Here is a 15369-nt window from a genome sequence, read left to right on the forward strand (position 1 = left end):
GCGCCCTTTTTTATTGTCCATAGTCGAGCATGAAAGGATATTATGAGCGAACGTAAAATACCGCAAAAGTGGCAATCTAATGTAAAAGCGTTAAAAGCGGTGCAAGTCGCCTTTGATATGGACGAAAAGGTTCAAAAGACTATTCGCAAAACCGCGGTCGATGCCGGCCTTAGCCCTTCTGATCAAATCCGCCTGATACTAGGCCTGCCTGTCAACAAACGTCCCAAAAGACCGCGCCTTACGGTTTCTCTAAACCCTCAGGATTATCAAATTCTTGCCGAGAAATATAATCTTGACGCCGATGATCAATTGGAAATAAAGCGCAAACTGATGGACGAGTTAGTGGCCTTTGTCGAGGACAAGTAAACAACAAAGGCCGAAGAAGATATGATCGCTAGTGCCAGTATGGAGGAATCGTTAAGGCAACCTGGCGACAGTGTTCCAAAGCCTGAATCAAATTATCTACTTTATTCTCAAGCCAGTTAACTAGCTTTTTCGGTAGTTCCTTTTGTTGTTGCAAGGTTGCACGCAACAAACAAAGATTCTCTAGCTCATCAATGCCGGAATGCATATCTAACCAGGGACGACGAAAGTGACTGCGCTCTTCCCCTGCAAACAACTGACCAAACCAATAACCAGTCAGTAAACTACGAATCAATAAGGCATGGCTTTGCAAGTACTGCCTCTCCTGCATGCTTTGTTCCAAAGAAATCGCTTCCTGTAATCGCACCAGACCATCATCGAGCCACTCACTGGCAAAACTTAACAAGTTTACGGTGCTATCCTCACTCTCACTCAGTGCCATAACCAGAGCCAATTGCGATAACTGCAGCTGATTAAATTTTGCCGAAGTAAAATATGCCTGCATCTCTGCGTCACTTGGGAAGTGCTGCATTTTACCTTTTAACTCACTCAGTAGGTTCTGGCTATATTCAATCTTTTTGCGGTAATTACCGGTTACTGTCGTTAATTCCTGAAGTTGTAAAGCGCTTTCCACCCAGGTTAAGTCCTGCATCACCTCACCAAATTGGCTGCGCAGATCCTGTGCCTGAACTTGCGGTAAATAACTCTCATATAACCACAGACCATGACGCGACAACGCCAGCACATCGGCAATTTGCTTAATAAGCTCTAGCTTGGGTTCTTTGATATAGGCGGCGACAAGTTGCTGTTTCAACGTTAACGCCTGAGAGAAGCCGCTAATAAACGATTCAATAATGGTTAATGATGGCGACAGCTGAATAACGGCGCTGTGAAAACTTGGGATAATGGCTTCCTGACCGAACGCCAGACCATAACCTCGGGCGGCTTTACTGCTCTGCCCTGGCCTTAGCTGCATCTGCGAGAACAAGCGCTCTGCCAAAGAGAAAAGGTGGGCCTTGTCTCCCTTTAGCAACTCGATTTCAATTTCCTTGATTGCTTCGAATGCGCCGTTTGCACTAATCTCACCAACATCTAACGCCAGTTCTACCTCGCTACCATCAGCAAATACGATATGCCAGGCATGACGCGTAAAATCGGTGCTAAAAATAGGCATTAATGCCGACTGAAGTTGTTCAATATCTTCACCTTGAGGCCAGATATGTTCAGGGAATTGATTAAGGGTCGGAAAGCTTCCGTCGACAGGTAAGTTATATTCCGGCCGTTGATGCAGTCCTGCAACGACAGTACCTGATGTCTTTATCGTCTGTTCCGATTCACCATCTTGGTTGCGGCGAATTCGCAGGCCGATATCCAGGTGCCGTAAGGCTTTGTCCGCCGTATCGAAATATATGTTGTTGAGGTACTTCTGCTTATGACTTGTATTGGCATCTAACTCATTGAGCAGATTGGAAAGCTTTTGAATCAGTTGGGTATTCTCAAGATCATCACAAATCAGATATTTGAGTTCTATCTCAGTGTCCATCTTTTGGAACGTTCTGCCTCATTTTTAAACAATAAACTATATAACCTTACAAAAGCTCAAAGATGTAGGCAAACAAAATTGCACTTTTTTGAAAATGTACGCGAAAACAACATACTATTAACATATTGCTCTACAAATTGGTGACCATTAAATTACACTTTTTTACTTTTGTACTGCTTGCCTTAACAGTCACAAACACCTAATATCTTTACACCTTAAACCCATCTGTTGTAACGGTTTACATGAAAACAATTTCTAATATCCTGTTGGCAAGCCTGCTGGCATTCAGCACCTTAACGATTGCTCAGGAAGAAGCGCAAACGGCGCCGGTAAGCGTCACCCCTGGAGCTAAGGGCTACATTAGTGACAACTTATTTGTATTTTTTCACTCTGGTGCTGGCAATCAATACCGCATCTTAGGCAGCATTAACGCTGGTGACGAAGTGGAATTTTTAGCGGGTCCACAAAATGACTATGTACAAATCAAAGATAGCCGAGGTCGTACTGGCTGGATTGAGCAAAAATTCCTGTCGAATAATCCTGGTCTTCGCAATACCGTTGGTCAATTGAATGCAGAGTTGGCAGACAATAAAGTGCAAACGGAAGATCTGCAAAACCGCCTGACTGAAACCCGTCAAGAACTGGGTGAATTGAGCCGCAATTATAAGCAGCTGCAAAGTGACCACGACAAGCTAACCAAAGACTATGCTGTCGCTCAGAAAAAAATTGATAGTGCCAGTATGGAAGTGATGAAGACTTATTTCCTATACGGTGGTGGTGTTCTTTTCGCAGGTTTGTTTCTTGGTCTGATTCTACCGAAGCTAATGCCTCGCAAGAAATCTAGCTGGTAATTGGAAATCGCTTGATGTACGTGTTGTTTGATGTTCTGCATCTGTACTACTTACCACAATATTTACCAGTCCAAAAAAAGCTGGCTGAGCACAATGTAAAAACGGCATTCGTTTTCTACCGAAGTGTCCAGGACGATATTCTCGAGCAAATCGCCGCAGAGCATCAACTGGAATACGTTTGGGTGGAAAACGAAAGTCAGGCCAGCGATTACTACACTCAGGAAAACGCCGACTGGGTATTCTTTGCCAACGGTTTTGACCACCTGGATAAATTGCATCAAGTGAGTAAATCCGCACAAATAGGCCACGGTATCGGCCCTAAATCCTGTTATTACACAGCCTCAGACTCAGCGATGACGGTCAGGTTTGTAGAGGGAGATTATCGTTGCCAACGCCTGCGCGCACTTTACCCTGAAAACGAATTTGTCGATGTTGGCTATAGTAAGCTCGACAGTATTATCAATCAGCAAGAGCCTGGCTTTGATTTGCAGCAATTGGGATTAGATGCCAATAAACCAACGCTTATTTATGCGCCAACCTTTTACCCAAGTTCGATTGAATGTTTCGCAAAAGACTGGCCCGCAGATTTTGTTGATTTCAATATTCTCCTCAAACCTCACTATTTCTCAATCGCTAAAGAAAAATACCACAAGCAAAAAGCTTTATTAGAGCATTGGGCAACCTTTGAGAATGTTTATCTTGCTAAATCAACGGATTACAACCTGGTGCCTTTCATGGCCAGTGCCGATATTTTGATCAGCGATGCTTCATCAGCATTATTTGAATTTGCAGCTCTGAATAAGCCAGTTATCTGGTGTGATTTTCTGAAATTACGCTGGAGCTACCGGGGGATTTTCTCCTATCGCTTTAAAAAGCGTATGGATGAAGATTTTGGCGAATATGCCAATATTGCCGTGCATGCGAAAAGCTATAAGGACTTGCGAGGTTTAGTGATTGAGCAGTATCAACAACCTAAACTGCTTGAACCAATCCGCCTGCAGTTAGCAGAAAAGCTCGCCGGTCGCCTTGACGGCAAAGCCACCGATCGAGTCGTCGATTACATACTTTCTCATTCCTAGACTGATACCGTAAACGCGCATTTTAACGGCATATGTCTGAAGTGCGCCCCCTCACATCCTTTCTAAAACTTGGTTGAGTCGAGGTTCATCGGTTAAACTATCCGCGCCCAAAGGTAATCAATTCAATTAAGGTTAAAATGGCTTGTAAAAAGTATTTATTCTATGTATCGCAAAACTATAGTTACGCTATTTTGCGCCCGGTTCAGGAAGAAATCAGGCGTCGCGGCGATCAGGTAAAATGGTTTTTGCACGGCCCGGTGAATCCTGATTATTTGCGTCATGATGAACAAAGGCTTTTGACCGTTCAGGATGTTATCGATTACAACCCTATGGCCACCTTATTACCCGGAAATGTCGTGCCAAATTTTATTCCCGGTATCAAGGTAGCTGTATTTCATGGATTTGACGCCGGAAAATTAAACCGACGCGGTAGCAACGATCATTTCCAGATCCGAAATTGCTTTGATTTGTATTGTACTCAAGGGCCAAATACCACCAATCGTTTTAAAGCCTTGGAACAGCAATTAGGTCATTTCAAAGTCATTGAAACTGGTTGGCCGGCACTCGATCCTTTGTTTAGTAACGGTAAAACTGAAAGTGAAGCAAATCGCCCCACTATTTTGATGTGCTCAACGTTTTCCAGAAATTTAACTTGCGCCCCGCATCTTTACGACAAAGTAAGAGAACTTAGTCAAAATGACCGTTGGCAATGGCTAATTCAATTTCATCCGAAAATGGATAAAAGCATTGTTGATATGTACAAAGGTTTAGAAAATGAAAATCTAACCTTTGTTGAGACCGACAATGTGATCCCTTTACTGCAACAAGCCGATGTAATGGTTTGTGATACGTCCTCGGTTCTGATTATGTTCGCTTTGCAGGGTAAACCTGTCGTTACCTTTAAAAATATCAACCCGCAGCCGCATTTAATCAATATTAAAGACCCTGAGCGTTTAGAATCGGCAATTGAACAGGCATTAGCGCCTGCGCCAGAATTGCTGGCAGAACTTCAGGCATATATCGAGGCGACACACCCGAATCAGGATGGTAACTCGTCGGTAAGAGTGTTAGATGCTATCGATGAGATGGCAAGCGGCAAGCATCCGTTAAAAGCAAAGCCCGCGAACTGGATGCGGCAACTGAAAATGCGCCGTCAGCTTAACTACTGGAAGTTCTAAAACGGCTCGCATTTCATCAGGTCAAGGGTTGTGATCCGTTCTTACAATTTCAATAATTTCCGTGGTTGAAACCGAAGGGGTTCTTGGTAGGTATATTACTTCACAGATATCTTTCAGGTGATCGAATTTTCCTTGCCAGTCATCCCCCATCACCAGAATATCGGCATTGTAATACTTAATATATTCGGCCTTTAATTCCAGCGATTCTTCCACGAACACTTCATCAACGCAGCGCATTGAACGGATGATATGCATTCTGTCTTGCTGACTGTAAATCGGATATCGCTGTTTCTTTGACATGTTTAGCGCATCAGAAGAAACACCGACAATCAGGTGGTCACCATGCAACCTGGCCCGCTCTAAAATATTCACATGACCAACGTGAAAAACATCAAATGTTCCAAAGGTAATTACGCGCATAATCTGTCACTACTTCATACAATTGCCACAAAAGTAAAACAATTTGCTCCGACTATCCAGAAATTGTGGCAAAAACCAGCGCTTTTGGTTATTTAATATTCATAAATTTATTTAAGTATTTATTCTATTTTCTATTGACACTCACTTTTTGAACACATACATTTATAGTTAACTAATTGTTACGGCATAAATTCTCGACAATAATGCATACTTATTTAAACAAAGAAGCTTTACTGGTACTCCTGCTGCTCAACGCACGCGGGCGTTTTTCTATTGTTTAAATAAACGAAAAGATTAACAAAAACCCGCACTTACCCTGCGGGTTTTTTCGTTTTTAACCACAACACTTTTGATTAGAAAATAAGGTAACACCATGACAGACCAGGTAATTATATTTGATACCACGTTACGGGATGGCGAGCAGGCATTGACCGCAAGCTTATCGTTTCATGAAAAGATTCAGATTGCCCTGGCTCTCGAGCGTCTAGGTGTAGATATTATTGAAGCCGGCTTCCCAGTGTCTTCACCGGGCGATTTCCATTCCGTTCAGGAGATTGCTAAGACGGTAAAGAATGCCACCGTCTGTGGTTTATCCCGTGCGGTTGAGGCGGATATCAAAGCCTGTGCCGATGCGTTAAAGGTTGCCGATCACTTCCGTATCCATACCTTTATTTCAACCTCTGATGTCCATGTACAACAAAAGTTGCGTAAGGAATTTAGTGATGTAGAGGCCATGGCGATTCATGCGGTCAAATATGCTCGCCAGTTTACCGATGATGTTGAGTTTTCCTGTGAAGATGCAGGCCGTACACCAATCGATAACCTTTGTCGGATGGTGGAATCGGCAATTAATGCTGGTGCGACCACAGTGAATATCCCTGATACCGTTGGTTATACCATGCCAGACGAGTTTGGCGGCATTATCACCCAATTGTTTAACCGCGTACCAAATATCGATAAGGCGATTATCTCAGTGCATTGTCACAATGATTTGGGCTTAGCGGTGGCAAATTCCATGGCTGCGGTTCAAGCTGGCGCCAGACAGGTGGAATGCACAATTAATGGCATCGGCGAGCGCGCCGGGAATTGCTCTTTAGAAGAAGTGGCAATGATCATGAAGACCCGTGAGCAATATTTAAATGTTACCACCGGTATTAAGCATCAGGAAATTGCCAGAACCTCAAAATTGGTCAGCCAGTTGTGCAATATGCCGGTGCAACCGAATAAAGCCATTGTCGGCGCCAATGCCTTCTCCCACTCCTCCGGCATCCATCAGGATGGCATGTTAAAAGCCAGCAATACCTACGAAATCATGACACCAGAAAGTGTCGGTATCAGCAAAACCAAGTTAAACCTTACCTCACGAAGTGGCCGCCATGTGATCAAACATCGGATGGAATCTTTGGGTTACCAAGAAGATGATTACGATTTGAATTACCTGTACGACAAGTTTTTAAAACTTGCCGACAAAAAAGGTCAGGTATTCGATGATGATTTGGAAGCGATATTGTTCGACTCCCAGCAAAAAGTAGTCGATGACTTTTATAAAATTGGTTATTGCTCAGTGCACTCGGGGACCGGTGATTTCGCCACAGCCAGCGTTAAATTAGCGATTGGTGATAACGAACAGATTTCCTCAGCTACCGGTAATGGTCCGGTAGATGCGTTATATCAAGCAATTAAACAAGCTGTCGATATCGACTTTGAGGTGGCCGATTACAGTATTTCCAATAAAGGTGAAGGGGAAGACGGTCTTGGCGTTGCCAACCTGGTTGTTAGCTGGGAAGGCCGCAAGTTTCATGGCTATGGCCTGGAAACTGATATTATCGAAGCTTCCGCCAACGCTCTGGTACACACATTAAATAGCATTCACCGTGCACAACGGGTTGCTGAACTAAAGCGCGACGCGCAATTACAACAAATCAGTAAACAAATCTAAGCAGGAACTACGATGGCAAATATAGCAATTTTGGCCGGTGACGGCATCGGTCCGGAAGTCATGCAGGAAGCGGAAAAAGTCCTGATGCAAGTGGCGACTAGTTATTCCCTTAACTTAAATTTATCCCATTATGATGTTGGTGGCTGCGCTATCGATAAACATGGTCAGGCACTACCAGCTGAGACACTCGCCGGTTGTGAGCAGGCGGATGCGGTGCTATTTGGCTCAGTAGGTGGACCTAAATGGTCAACACTACCACCAACCGAACAACCAGAGCGTGCTGCGTTGTTAGGCCTGCGAGGTCATTTTGGTTTGTTCTGTAATATGCGCCCAGCTTCATTACAAAGCGCCCTGTCGCATCTTTCTACATTGCGTGCCGATATTGCCGATACCGGTTTTGATATTCTGGTAATGCGTGAGCTTACCGGTGGTATTTATTTTGGTGACCCTAAGGGACGCCGCGGTGAAGGCGAGCAGGAAACCGGTTTTGATACCATGTTATACAGCCGTGCGGAAATCAAACGCATTACCCACCTGGCTTTTAAAGCGGCACAAAAGCGTCGTAGTAAAGTGACCTCTGTTGATAAAGCCAATGTTCTGGCAACCAGTCAGTTATGGCGTCAGGTGGTGGAAGAAGTAGCTCCTGAGTATCCGGACGTCGAGTTAGACCACATGTACGTGGATAACGCAGCCATGCAGTTGGTGAAAAACCCGGCCCAGTTTGATGTCATTCTTACGTCAAACTTATTTGGTGATATTTTGTCAGATATCTGTGCCATGGTAACCGGCTCAATGGGCTTATTGCCAAGTGCCAGCCTTAACGAGCAGGGCTTTGGCTTATATGAACCAGCTGGTGGCTCAGCACCGGATATTGCCGGTCTTGGTGTAGCCAATCCGATTGCTCAGATATTGAGTGCCGCTCTGTTGTTAAAATACAGCCTGAACCAAGGTGCAGCAGCCGATGCCATTGAACAAGCGGTCAGCGCTGCCTTAGATGAGCAATTCATTACTCGAGATTTGCTTACCGAAGAACAAGCACACTTAGCGAAAAGTACCCGGGAAATGGGCGACTTTATCTGTGCCCACATCAAAGAAAATGCAAAGGAAACCCGTTATGCCTAGTACCTTGTATGAAAAATTATGGCAACGCCATTTAGTCGAAGATAAAAGTGGTGAAACCCCATTAATTTTTGTTGATCGTCATTTGATTCATGAAGTAACTTCACCTCAGGCATTTGCAAACCTGAAGTTTCATGGCCGTAAAGTCCATTGTCCAGAGCGCACTATCGCCACCATGGATCACAACATTTCTACCCGCTCTGCGGATATTAATGCCGCCGGTGAAAGTGCCGCGAATCAGTTAAAAACCCTGGAAAAGAACTGTGAAGAATTCGGCGTAAAGCTTTATGGTATGGGTCATAAGAATCAGGGTATTGTCCATGTTATGGGTCCAGAGCTTGGTTTAACACTTCCAGGCCAGGTCATCGTTTGTGGTGATTCTCACACGGCGACTCATGGTGCCTTTGGCTCATTAGCATTTGGTATTGGTACCTCAGAGGTTGAACATGTGTTGGCCACCCAGACGTTACGCCAAAACAAAGCCAAAACCATGAAAATTGATATTCAGGGCAAACGCCCACTGGGTATCAGCGCTAAAGATATTATCCTGGCAGTTATCGGTAAAGTTGGTACCGCAGGTGCAACCGGTTATGTAGTAGAATACTGCGGTGAAACTATCCGTGAGTTAACCATGGAAGAGCGTATGACGGTTTGTAATATGAGCATCGAATTTGGTGCCAAAGCCGGAATTATCGCTCCCGATCATAAAACCTTCACCTATCTTCAGGATAAAGAGTTCTCTCCAAAAGGTGATACCTGGTTATATGCGGTTAACGACTGGCAAACCCTTGTCAGTGACGAAGGTGCTGAATTTGATACGGTGGTAACTATTGCCGCTGAAGATATTAAACCTCAGGTTACCTGGGGCACAAACCCGGGTCAGGTTACTGCCATTAATTCGGTCGTACCATCACCGGAAGATTTCAGTGATGCGGTTGAGCGTGAGTCCTGTATCAATGCATTGAAATATATGGATTTAGAACCAGGTACCAAGATTACCGATATCAACATTAACAATGTGTTTATTGGCTCTTGCACCAACTCACGTATTGAAGATTTGCGCATTGCCGCCTCGGTTATTAAAGGCAAAAGCGTTTCAGAAAATGTAACCGCCATTGTGGTTCCAGGCTCTTATCGAGTCAAAGAGCAGGCGGAAGCCGAAGGTCTTGATGAAATTTTCAAACAGGCCGGTTTTGAATGGCGCTTACCAGGTTGTTCTATGTGCCTTGGCATGAATGACGACAAGCTAGTTGCCGGTGATCGTTGTGCTTCTACCTCAAACCGAAACTTTGAGGGTCGCCAGGGTCGAGGAAGTCGCACTCACTTGGTAAGCCCAGCGATGGCAGCTGCGGCAGCTATTGCCGGACACTTTGTCGACGTTAACCAATTTGCAGGAGCTTAATGATGGAAAAGTTTATTACCCACACAGGTAAAGTCGTGCCATTGGATCGTGCCAACGTCGATACCGATCAAATTATCCCAAAACAGTTTTTACAAAAGACCACGCGCACCGGATTTGCTCAGCATTTATTCCATGACTGGCGTTTTCTTGACGACGATGGTTTGCAGCCAGATCCAAGCTTTATTTTAAATGAAGACCAATACCAGGGTGCCAGCATTCTGTTAGCACGGGAAAACTTTGGTTGTGGATCTTCCAGGGAGCATGCGCCCTGGGCCATTCAGGAATACGGTTTTAAGGTAGTCGTAGCACCAAGCTTTGCCGATATTTTCTATGGTAACTGCATCAATATCGGTGTCTTACCTATCGTTATTAGCGAAGAGGCCATTGATGAGCTATTTGAGCATGCGTTGCAAAAGCCATTAGAATTAACCGCAAGTCTTGAGACCATGACATTGAATTATGGTGACAAAAGCTTCCCGTTTTCATTGACGGAATTTCAGCAATACTGTTTGAAAAATGGTATCGACAGTGTTGGCTGGACATTGCAAAGTCAGGATAAAATCGACGAATACGCCGCGTCGTTACCAGCCTGGCAATAGCAAGGAAGGTGGAAGTGGAAAGTTTTGATCATGGATGATCTATATTCCGAAAATGCACGGAGCTTTTTTTCGGAGGGAGAGGAAGTGGGTTTTATCGTTCGTCATATCCTGCCACGACAGGATATCCTGGCCTAAAGCTCTGTTTAGCCCAATGGTGGACGGTAGAAGTAAGCGCGTCATGAAGATGTCTTCGATTCCCGGCTGGCTTTGATTTCCAGTCGAAGCTGGAAATGACGGGTTTAGTTGACCAGGTAGCAGTGAAACAAGCAATTTAAGTGCTCTTACTTCGAGATATTTTCTATCTCGACTCCACCATTTCAGCTTTGCTGAAACTCCACCTTTTCAGCGTTTCTGAAACTCCCACTTCAAAATGCTTTATATTTTGATTCCCTCTCAAAACAAAAAAGCCCGCGCAGCGGGCTTTTTTCTACCAACTCGATAACGCCGGTAACCGGAACGATTTCCCGCGATAGTTAAGCACCACAAATTGCGGATCGATTTGTTCCACTTCAATACCTTCAGGACTAATGCCTCCCTCGAAGTAATCCTGACCATTCATGCGGATCCAACGGCTGTCGATATCGGAGGAGTACATATGCAAGGAAAACTGAATAGGCGGTACCGAATTGCGGAAACTGTCGGGCAATTGCGCAAGCAATGGAACTTCCCGAACCGGCTGCCCCTGATTTGCTTGAGCCGCTTCCTGATTCGCTTTAGCACCAGCAATATCAGCTTTGGCCTTAGCGATTAACGATTCCACCCGCTCCGTTTCCTGTTCGTCAGCATAGGCTTCATCAACCGCCTGATTAAAAGCGGCCAATAGCTCAGGAGAAATCTGCTCTTGCTCCTGCGCCGTTAGTGCAATCCTGGGTTTATTACTGTCAGTATTATCTGCTGCCTGGGCATCTCTTATACTCGCGTTCTGAGCCTGAAAACTGTGTTTAGCAATGGCTGAATCTACTTGCTCGGCAATCAATTGACTCTGACGTTGCTCACTTTCCTGTTGCCTGGCTTTTTCCCTTGCCAATAGCTGTTGGTTCTCTAATTCACGTTGCTCCTTACGCAAAGTGACCAGCTGCTGATTGTAGGTTTGGCCGTCTGCAAAATATTGCGCCAGCGGATGCGCAGAATGAAAACTGGTACGCAACGGTTCCTGTTGTTGAATTTGCACATCGTTAGCAAACCAGGTCTGTTTTACCCAGTTACCACCCCCGAAAAACCAGTAGCTCGCGCAAAAACCAGAAATACTCAATAGGGTTATTATTGCAATCCGAGCCGAAGATCGGTGCGTTTTGCCAGATTGGTGATATTGGCGCAGAGGGTCAATATGCAACTGTTGCTGACTTTTCGGATCTTTTTTAAGGGCGTCGAGAATATATGACATTAGCCCAGCCCTCCTTGTCTGCTGACAACAGTCGCATTATTACGCTCATAACGCATCTTGTTTGCCTGAATCGAATAAGGTTGAATCTCAGCAAAGCTGCCAGGATTTGCCAGCATAATCACCGTCATTAGATCGGCGTGATCCTGAATGGTCAGGCCGACCGTGCGCTGAAATTGCTGTAGTTGGTTGGCAAGTCGCTGATCAAATTCTGTGACGTTTCTCTGTGGTCGCCCCTGATAAATACTCAGGCGATTTTCAAGCCACTGGATAAGCTGTGGTTCAGATTGAGGATCAATGCGTTCAATAAAACCTATTGGTGGTTGCCAGAGAATAAGCGCAGTTCCACGATAATGTTGCTCAAACCATTCGAGGCTAACTTGGCGAGTAACTCCCGCAAGGCTTATGACAATGGGGTAATCCTGAATGGCGGAACCGTCGATATCCTGACCGAGCTGGCCAGTGCTGAGTAATCCGTAAAATGACTGGCCGAGTTCATCACTAAGCTCTACAACCGCCGGATAACCAAAGGCTAATAGTTGCTGTGTCGAAACATCTAGCCAATGGCAACTTAACGAAAAATCCAAAGCTAGTTGGCAGGCATTTGAATTATCTGCACCAAGCTCCAGATGCCAGGTTTCGAACAGTGACATCAAGGCTCCCTGAAGCTCTCGAGACTGATTAATATCGATATTGGATACACTGTTACTTGCCTGGATGATTTGCTGAGTTTGTAATGATTGATTTTGCCAATTACCAAGCATTTTACCGGCAAAAATACAGACCAACAGAAAGCCGGCAATGGCCCCGCGGTTTATCCATGGACGCCAATCGATTCCCGTCGGTTTTACATCACCAAGGGTTTCTATCGCTGCATCTTTTATCAGCTTGTTATCAACCTGAGTTTTTTCCTGGGTATAGGCCGCTAGTAATGCGCGGTCGCACAACAAATTGATCAGTCGAGGAACGCCTTGGGTATATCGGTGAATCAAACGAATGGCAGAAGCTGAAAATAATGGTTGCTCACATCCCGCCACTTTTAACCGGTGTTTGATGTATTGGCCAACTTCCTCAACCGTTAGCGGCATTAAGTGATAGCGTGCGGTGATTCGCTGCGCCAACTGGCGTAAATCCTGACGTTTAAGTAATTGCTGCAGTTCCGGCTGACCAATCAAAATGACCTGCAGCAGCTTTTTAGCGTTAGTTTCAAGGTTAGTGAGTAATCGCAACTGCTCAAGCACTTCAGCCTGCAAATGCTGGGCTTCATCGATGATCAATAAGGTCGATAAACCTTGTTGGTGGTTGTCCAATAAACGTGCTGATATCAGGTCGGTAAGAACTTTCAGGCTTAAGTTGTTTTCCGGGTAAGAAATATTTAATTCATCGCATACACTGGCTAAAAGCTCCATCGCCGATAATGTTGGGTTGATGATGTATGCGACCTGAGCGTTTTCGGGGAGTTGCTCAAGCAGACAACGTGACACCGTTGTTTTACCCGTACCCACCTCTCCGGTAAGCAATGCAAAACCGCCGGTTTCTCCCAATCCATAACTTAAATGCGCAAGCGCCTCACGATGGCGATCGCTCATAAATAGGTAATGAGGATTTGGGGCGATTGAAAATGGCACGTCTGTCAGGCCAAAAAAGCCGGTATACCCTGAGAACATGGGGGTTGGTGTCCGTTATTTTTGTTTAATATAGAGCCGATGAAATTACCCTGAAGTCATACGTATGTCAAAAATTCGAGCCGCTGAAAGGTAACTTTTTTGATCAGACTGGCGGATGTAATCCACGAGCTTTACAATAGCATTCTGATTTTACGTAAATTTATTGATTTACTTTACAGGTTAACGCAGCCATAACTAATAAATTAAGGGTGATATCCAGCGTACATTCAGAATATTTGAATCCTTGACTTCAATAACAGTATAGCCAGAAACTTTGATATGAATCCGATAAAAGACAACAAGTTACAAATATACCTGGTAGGTGGTGCAGTACGAGACCAGCTATTAGGCAGAGAGGTGTACGACCGTGACTGGGTTGTTGTTGGTGCCAGCTTTGAGCAAATGCTGGATTATGGTTTTACACCGGTTGGTAAAGACTTCCCGGTTTTTCTGCACCCCGACACCAAGGAAGAATTTGCATTAGCCCGCACCGAGCGCAAACAAGGCAGCGGTTACACGGGCTTTGTCTGCCACGCCGATCCAGATGTTACTCTTGAACAGGATTTATTGCGCCGCGACTTAACCATCAATGCCATGGCAATGGACGCAGACGGTAACCTGTTCGACCCTTATCATGGTAAGGACGATTTGGATAACCGGGTATTTCGCCATGTCTCCGACGCATTTAGCGAAGACCCGCTTCGGGTATTGAGACTCGCCAGATTTGCCGCAAGATACTTTGAATATGGATTTACCATTCACCCTGACACCCAGGCCTTACTTGAGTCCATGGCAGCGTCTGGTGAGTTGGAAAACTTAAGTGGCGATCGTATCTTCAAAGAAGTTTCCCGAGCCCTGACCGAACCAAACCCCGAGCAGTTTATCGAAGTACTGCGACACTGTGGTGCATTGAAGGTTATCTGGCCAGAGCTGGATGCTTTGTGGGGCGTACCTAACCCTGTTGCCCATCACGGTGAAGTGGATAGTGGGATTCATACATTAATGGTACTGAAAGAAGCAGTGAAGCTGACTGACGATATCGGCGTGCGCTTTGCCGCTCTGTGCCATGATTTGGGTAAGGGATTAACGGAGGAACAATACTGGCCATCCCATCACGGCCATGAAAAATCCGGCTTACCTTTGGTTGAGGATGTATGTGACCGTTTTCGGGTACCGAAACAAATAACCAATCTGGCATTGCGAGTGTGTGAATATCATTTACACTGCCATCGCATTAAAGAGCTCAAGCCCAAGACCATTTTAAAGCTATTAAACGCGCTCGATCCCTGGCGCAATTTGGAAATGCTTGAAAACTTCGTACTTGCCTGTCACGCCGATAGCAGCGGCAGGTTAGGCAAAGAAGATAGCCCCTACCCTCAGGGGGAGTTTCTTCTGGAAGTTGCCAGCGAATGTAAGAAAGTGGTCGCCCGACCGTTTGTCGAACAAGGCTTGCAAGGCAAAGCCATTAGCGAAGCGATTGTTAAACAACGCGGCGCGATTATCGCAGACATGAAGAAAAAACGTATTGGGGAGTAAGTGGAAGTCGGAGGTGGAAGGTTTTGATCATGGATGATCTATATGCCGAAAATGCAGGAGCAATTTTCGGCGGAAGTGCGTTTTATCGTTCGTCATATCCTGCCTAAAGCTCTGTTTAGCCCAATGGTGGACGGTAGAAGTAAGCGCGTCCATGAATATGTCTTCGGTTCCCGGCTGGCTTTGATTTCCAGTCAAAGCTGGAAATGACGGGTTAAGTTGGCCAGGCAGCTGTGAAGCAAGCATTATTAGGGCTCTTTCATCGAGATGTTTGTTATCTCGAATCCCCCCTTTC

Annotated in this window: 14 protein-coding genes; 10 read left to right on the top strand and 4 right to left on the bottom strand. The window is 45.2% G+C overall.

The genetic code is table 11. The annotated features are described in order from the left end of the window. The first annotated feature begins 42 nt into the window (after positions 1-42). Positions 43-366 (top strand): hypothetical protein, encoded by a 324-nt coding sequence (locus FNC98_RS13510; RefSeq protein WP_185967976.1) that lies wholly within the window; start codon positions 43-45, stop codon positions 364-366. 28 nt (positions 367-394) lie between these two features. Here FNC98_RS13510 and FNC98_RS13515 read toward each other — a convergent pair whose 3' ends face one another. After that, complete coding sequence (locus tag FNC98_RS13515; protein ID WP_144034835.1) at positions 395-1906, bottom strand: inorganic triphosphatase; 1512 nt, start codon at positions 1904-1906, stop codon at positions 395-397. 242 nt (positions 1907-2148) lie between these two features. Between FNC98_RS13515 and FNC98_RS13520 the strand changes: the two genes are divergently transcribed. The 3 genes from FNC98_RS13520 (at position 2149) to FNC98_RS13530 (ending at position 5014) form a co-directional block, all read left to right on the top strand. Next, on the top strand, positions 2149-2757 hold the full coding sequence (locus tag FNC98_RS13520; protein WP_144034836.1) for a TIGR04211 family SH3 domain-containing protein: 609 nt from the start codon (positions 2149-2151) through the stop codon (positions 2755-2757). A 14-nt stretch (positions 2758-2771) separates the two neighbouring features. Continuing rightward, entirely contained in the window at positions 2772-3836 is a 1065-nt protein-coding gene (locus FNC98_RS13525; protein ID WP_144035574.1) for a CDP-glycerol glycerophosphotransferase family protein, read from the top strand. A gap of 137 nt (positions 3837-3973) precedes the next feature. Further along, positions 3974-5014: a CDP-glycerol glycerophosphotransferase family protein gene (locus tag FNC98_RS13530; protein WP_144034837.1), complete on the top strand. Its 1041-nt coding sequence runs from the start codon at positions 3974-3976 to the stop codon at positions 5012-5014. Between the two features lie 21 nt (positions 5015-5035). Here the strand turns inward: FNC98_RS13530 and FNC98_RS13535 are convergent, their stop codons facing one another. Then, positions 5036-5437 (bottom strand): adenylyltransferase/cytidyltransferase family protein, encoded by a 402-nt coding sequence (locus FNC98_RS13535; protein ID WP_221932962.1) that lies wholly within the window; start codon positions 5435-5437, stop codon positions 5036-5038. A gap of 370 nt (positions 5438-5807) precedes the next feature. Between FNC98_RS13535 and leuA the strand changes: the two genes are divergently transcribed. The 4 genes from leuA to leuD are packed head-to-tail and all read left to right on the top strand — an operon-like array spanning position 5808 to position 10493. Next, a complete protein-coding gene (gene leuA, locus FNC98_RS13540) occupies positions 5808-7373 on the top strand; it encodes a 2-isopropylmalate synthase (protein WP_144034839.1) in 1566 nt (521 codons plus the stop codon). A gap of 12 nt (positions 7374-7385) precedes the next feature. Continuing rightward, positions 7386-8495 carry a 3-isopropylmalate dehydrogenase gene (gene leuB, locus FNC98_RS13545; RefSeq protein ID WP_144034840.1) on the top strand — a complete coding sequence of 370 codons (1110 nt, stop codon included), beginning with the start codon at positions 7386-7388 and terminating at the stop codon, positions 8493-8495. Then, a complete protein-coding gene (gene leuC / locus FNC98_RS13550) occupies positions 8488-9894 on the top strand; it encodes a 3-isopropylmalate dehydratase large subunit (RefSeq protein ID WP_144034841.1) in 1407 nt (468 codons plus the stop codon). Before leuB ends, leuC begins: the two co-directional genes overlap by 8 nt. Further along, entirely contained in the window at positions 9894-10493 is a 600-nt protein-coding gene (leuD, locus tag FNC98_RS13555; RefSeq protein WP_144034842.1) for a 3-isopropylmalate dehydratase small subunit, read from the top strand. The genes leuC and leuD overlap by 1 nt, the downstream gene beginning before the upstream one ends. A gap of 427 nt (positions 10494-10920) precedes the next feature. On the opposite strand, the gene FNC98_RS13560 is transcribed toward leuD, so the two are convergent. Continuing rightward, positions 10921-11877: a general secretion pathway protein GspB gene (locus FNC98_RS13560; RefSeq protein WP_144034843.1), complete on the bottom strand. Its 957-nt coding sequence runs from the start codon at positions 11875-11877 to the stop codon at positions 10921-10923. After that, positions 11877-13541 (bottom strand): ExeA family protein, encoded by a 1665-nt coding sequence (locus tag FNC98_RS13565; protein WP_144034844.1) that lies wholly within the window; start codon positions 13539-13541, stop codon positions 11877-11879. Before FNC98_RS13565 ends, FNC98_RS13560 begins: the two co-directional genes overlap by 1 nt. 279 nt (positions 13542-13820) lie before the next feature. Here FNC98_RS13565 and FNC98_RS13570 point away from each other — a divergent pair, with 279 nt between their 5' ends. Then, entirely contained in the window at positions 13821-15077 is a 1257-nt protein-coding gene (locus FNC98_RS13570) for a multifunctional CCA addition/repair protein (RefSeq protein WP_144034845.1), read from the top strand. Between the two features lie 42 nt (positions 15078-15119). Beyond that, positions 15120-15284 (top strand): hypothetical protein, encoded by a 165-nt coding sequence (locus FNC98_RS16840; protein ID WP_185967977.1) that lies wholly within the window; start codon positions 15120-15122, stop codon positions 15282-15284. The last annotated feature ends 85 nt before the right edge of the window (positions 15285-15369 follow it).

Origin of the sequence: Thalassotalea sp. PS06 (genome assembly GCF_007197775.1) — a bacterium.
In the GTDB taxonomy this organism is placed as follows: Bacteria; Pseudomonadota; Gammaproteobacteria; order Enterobacterales; family Alteromonadaceae; genus Thalassotalea_A.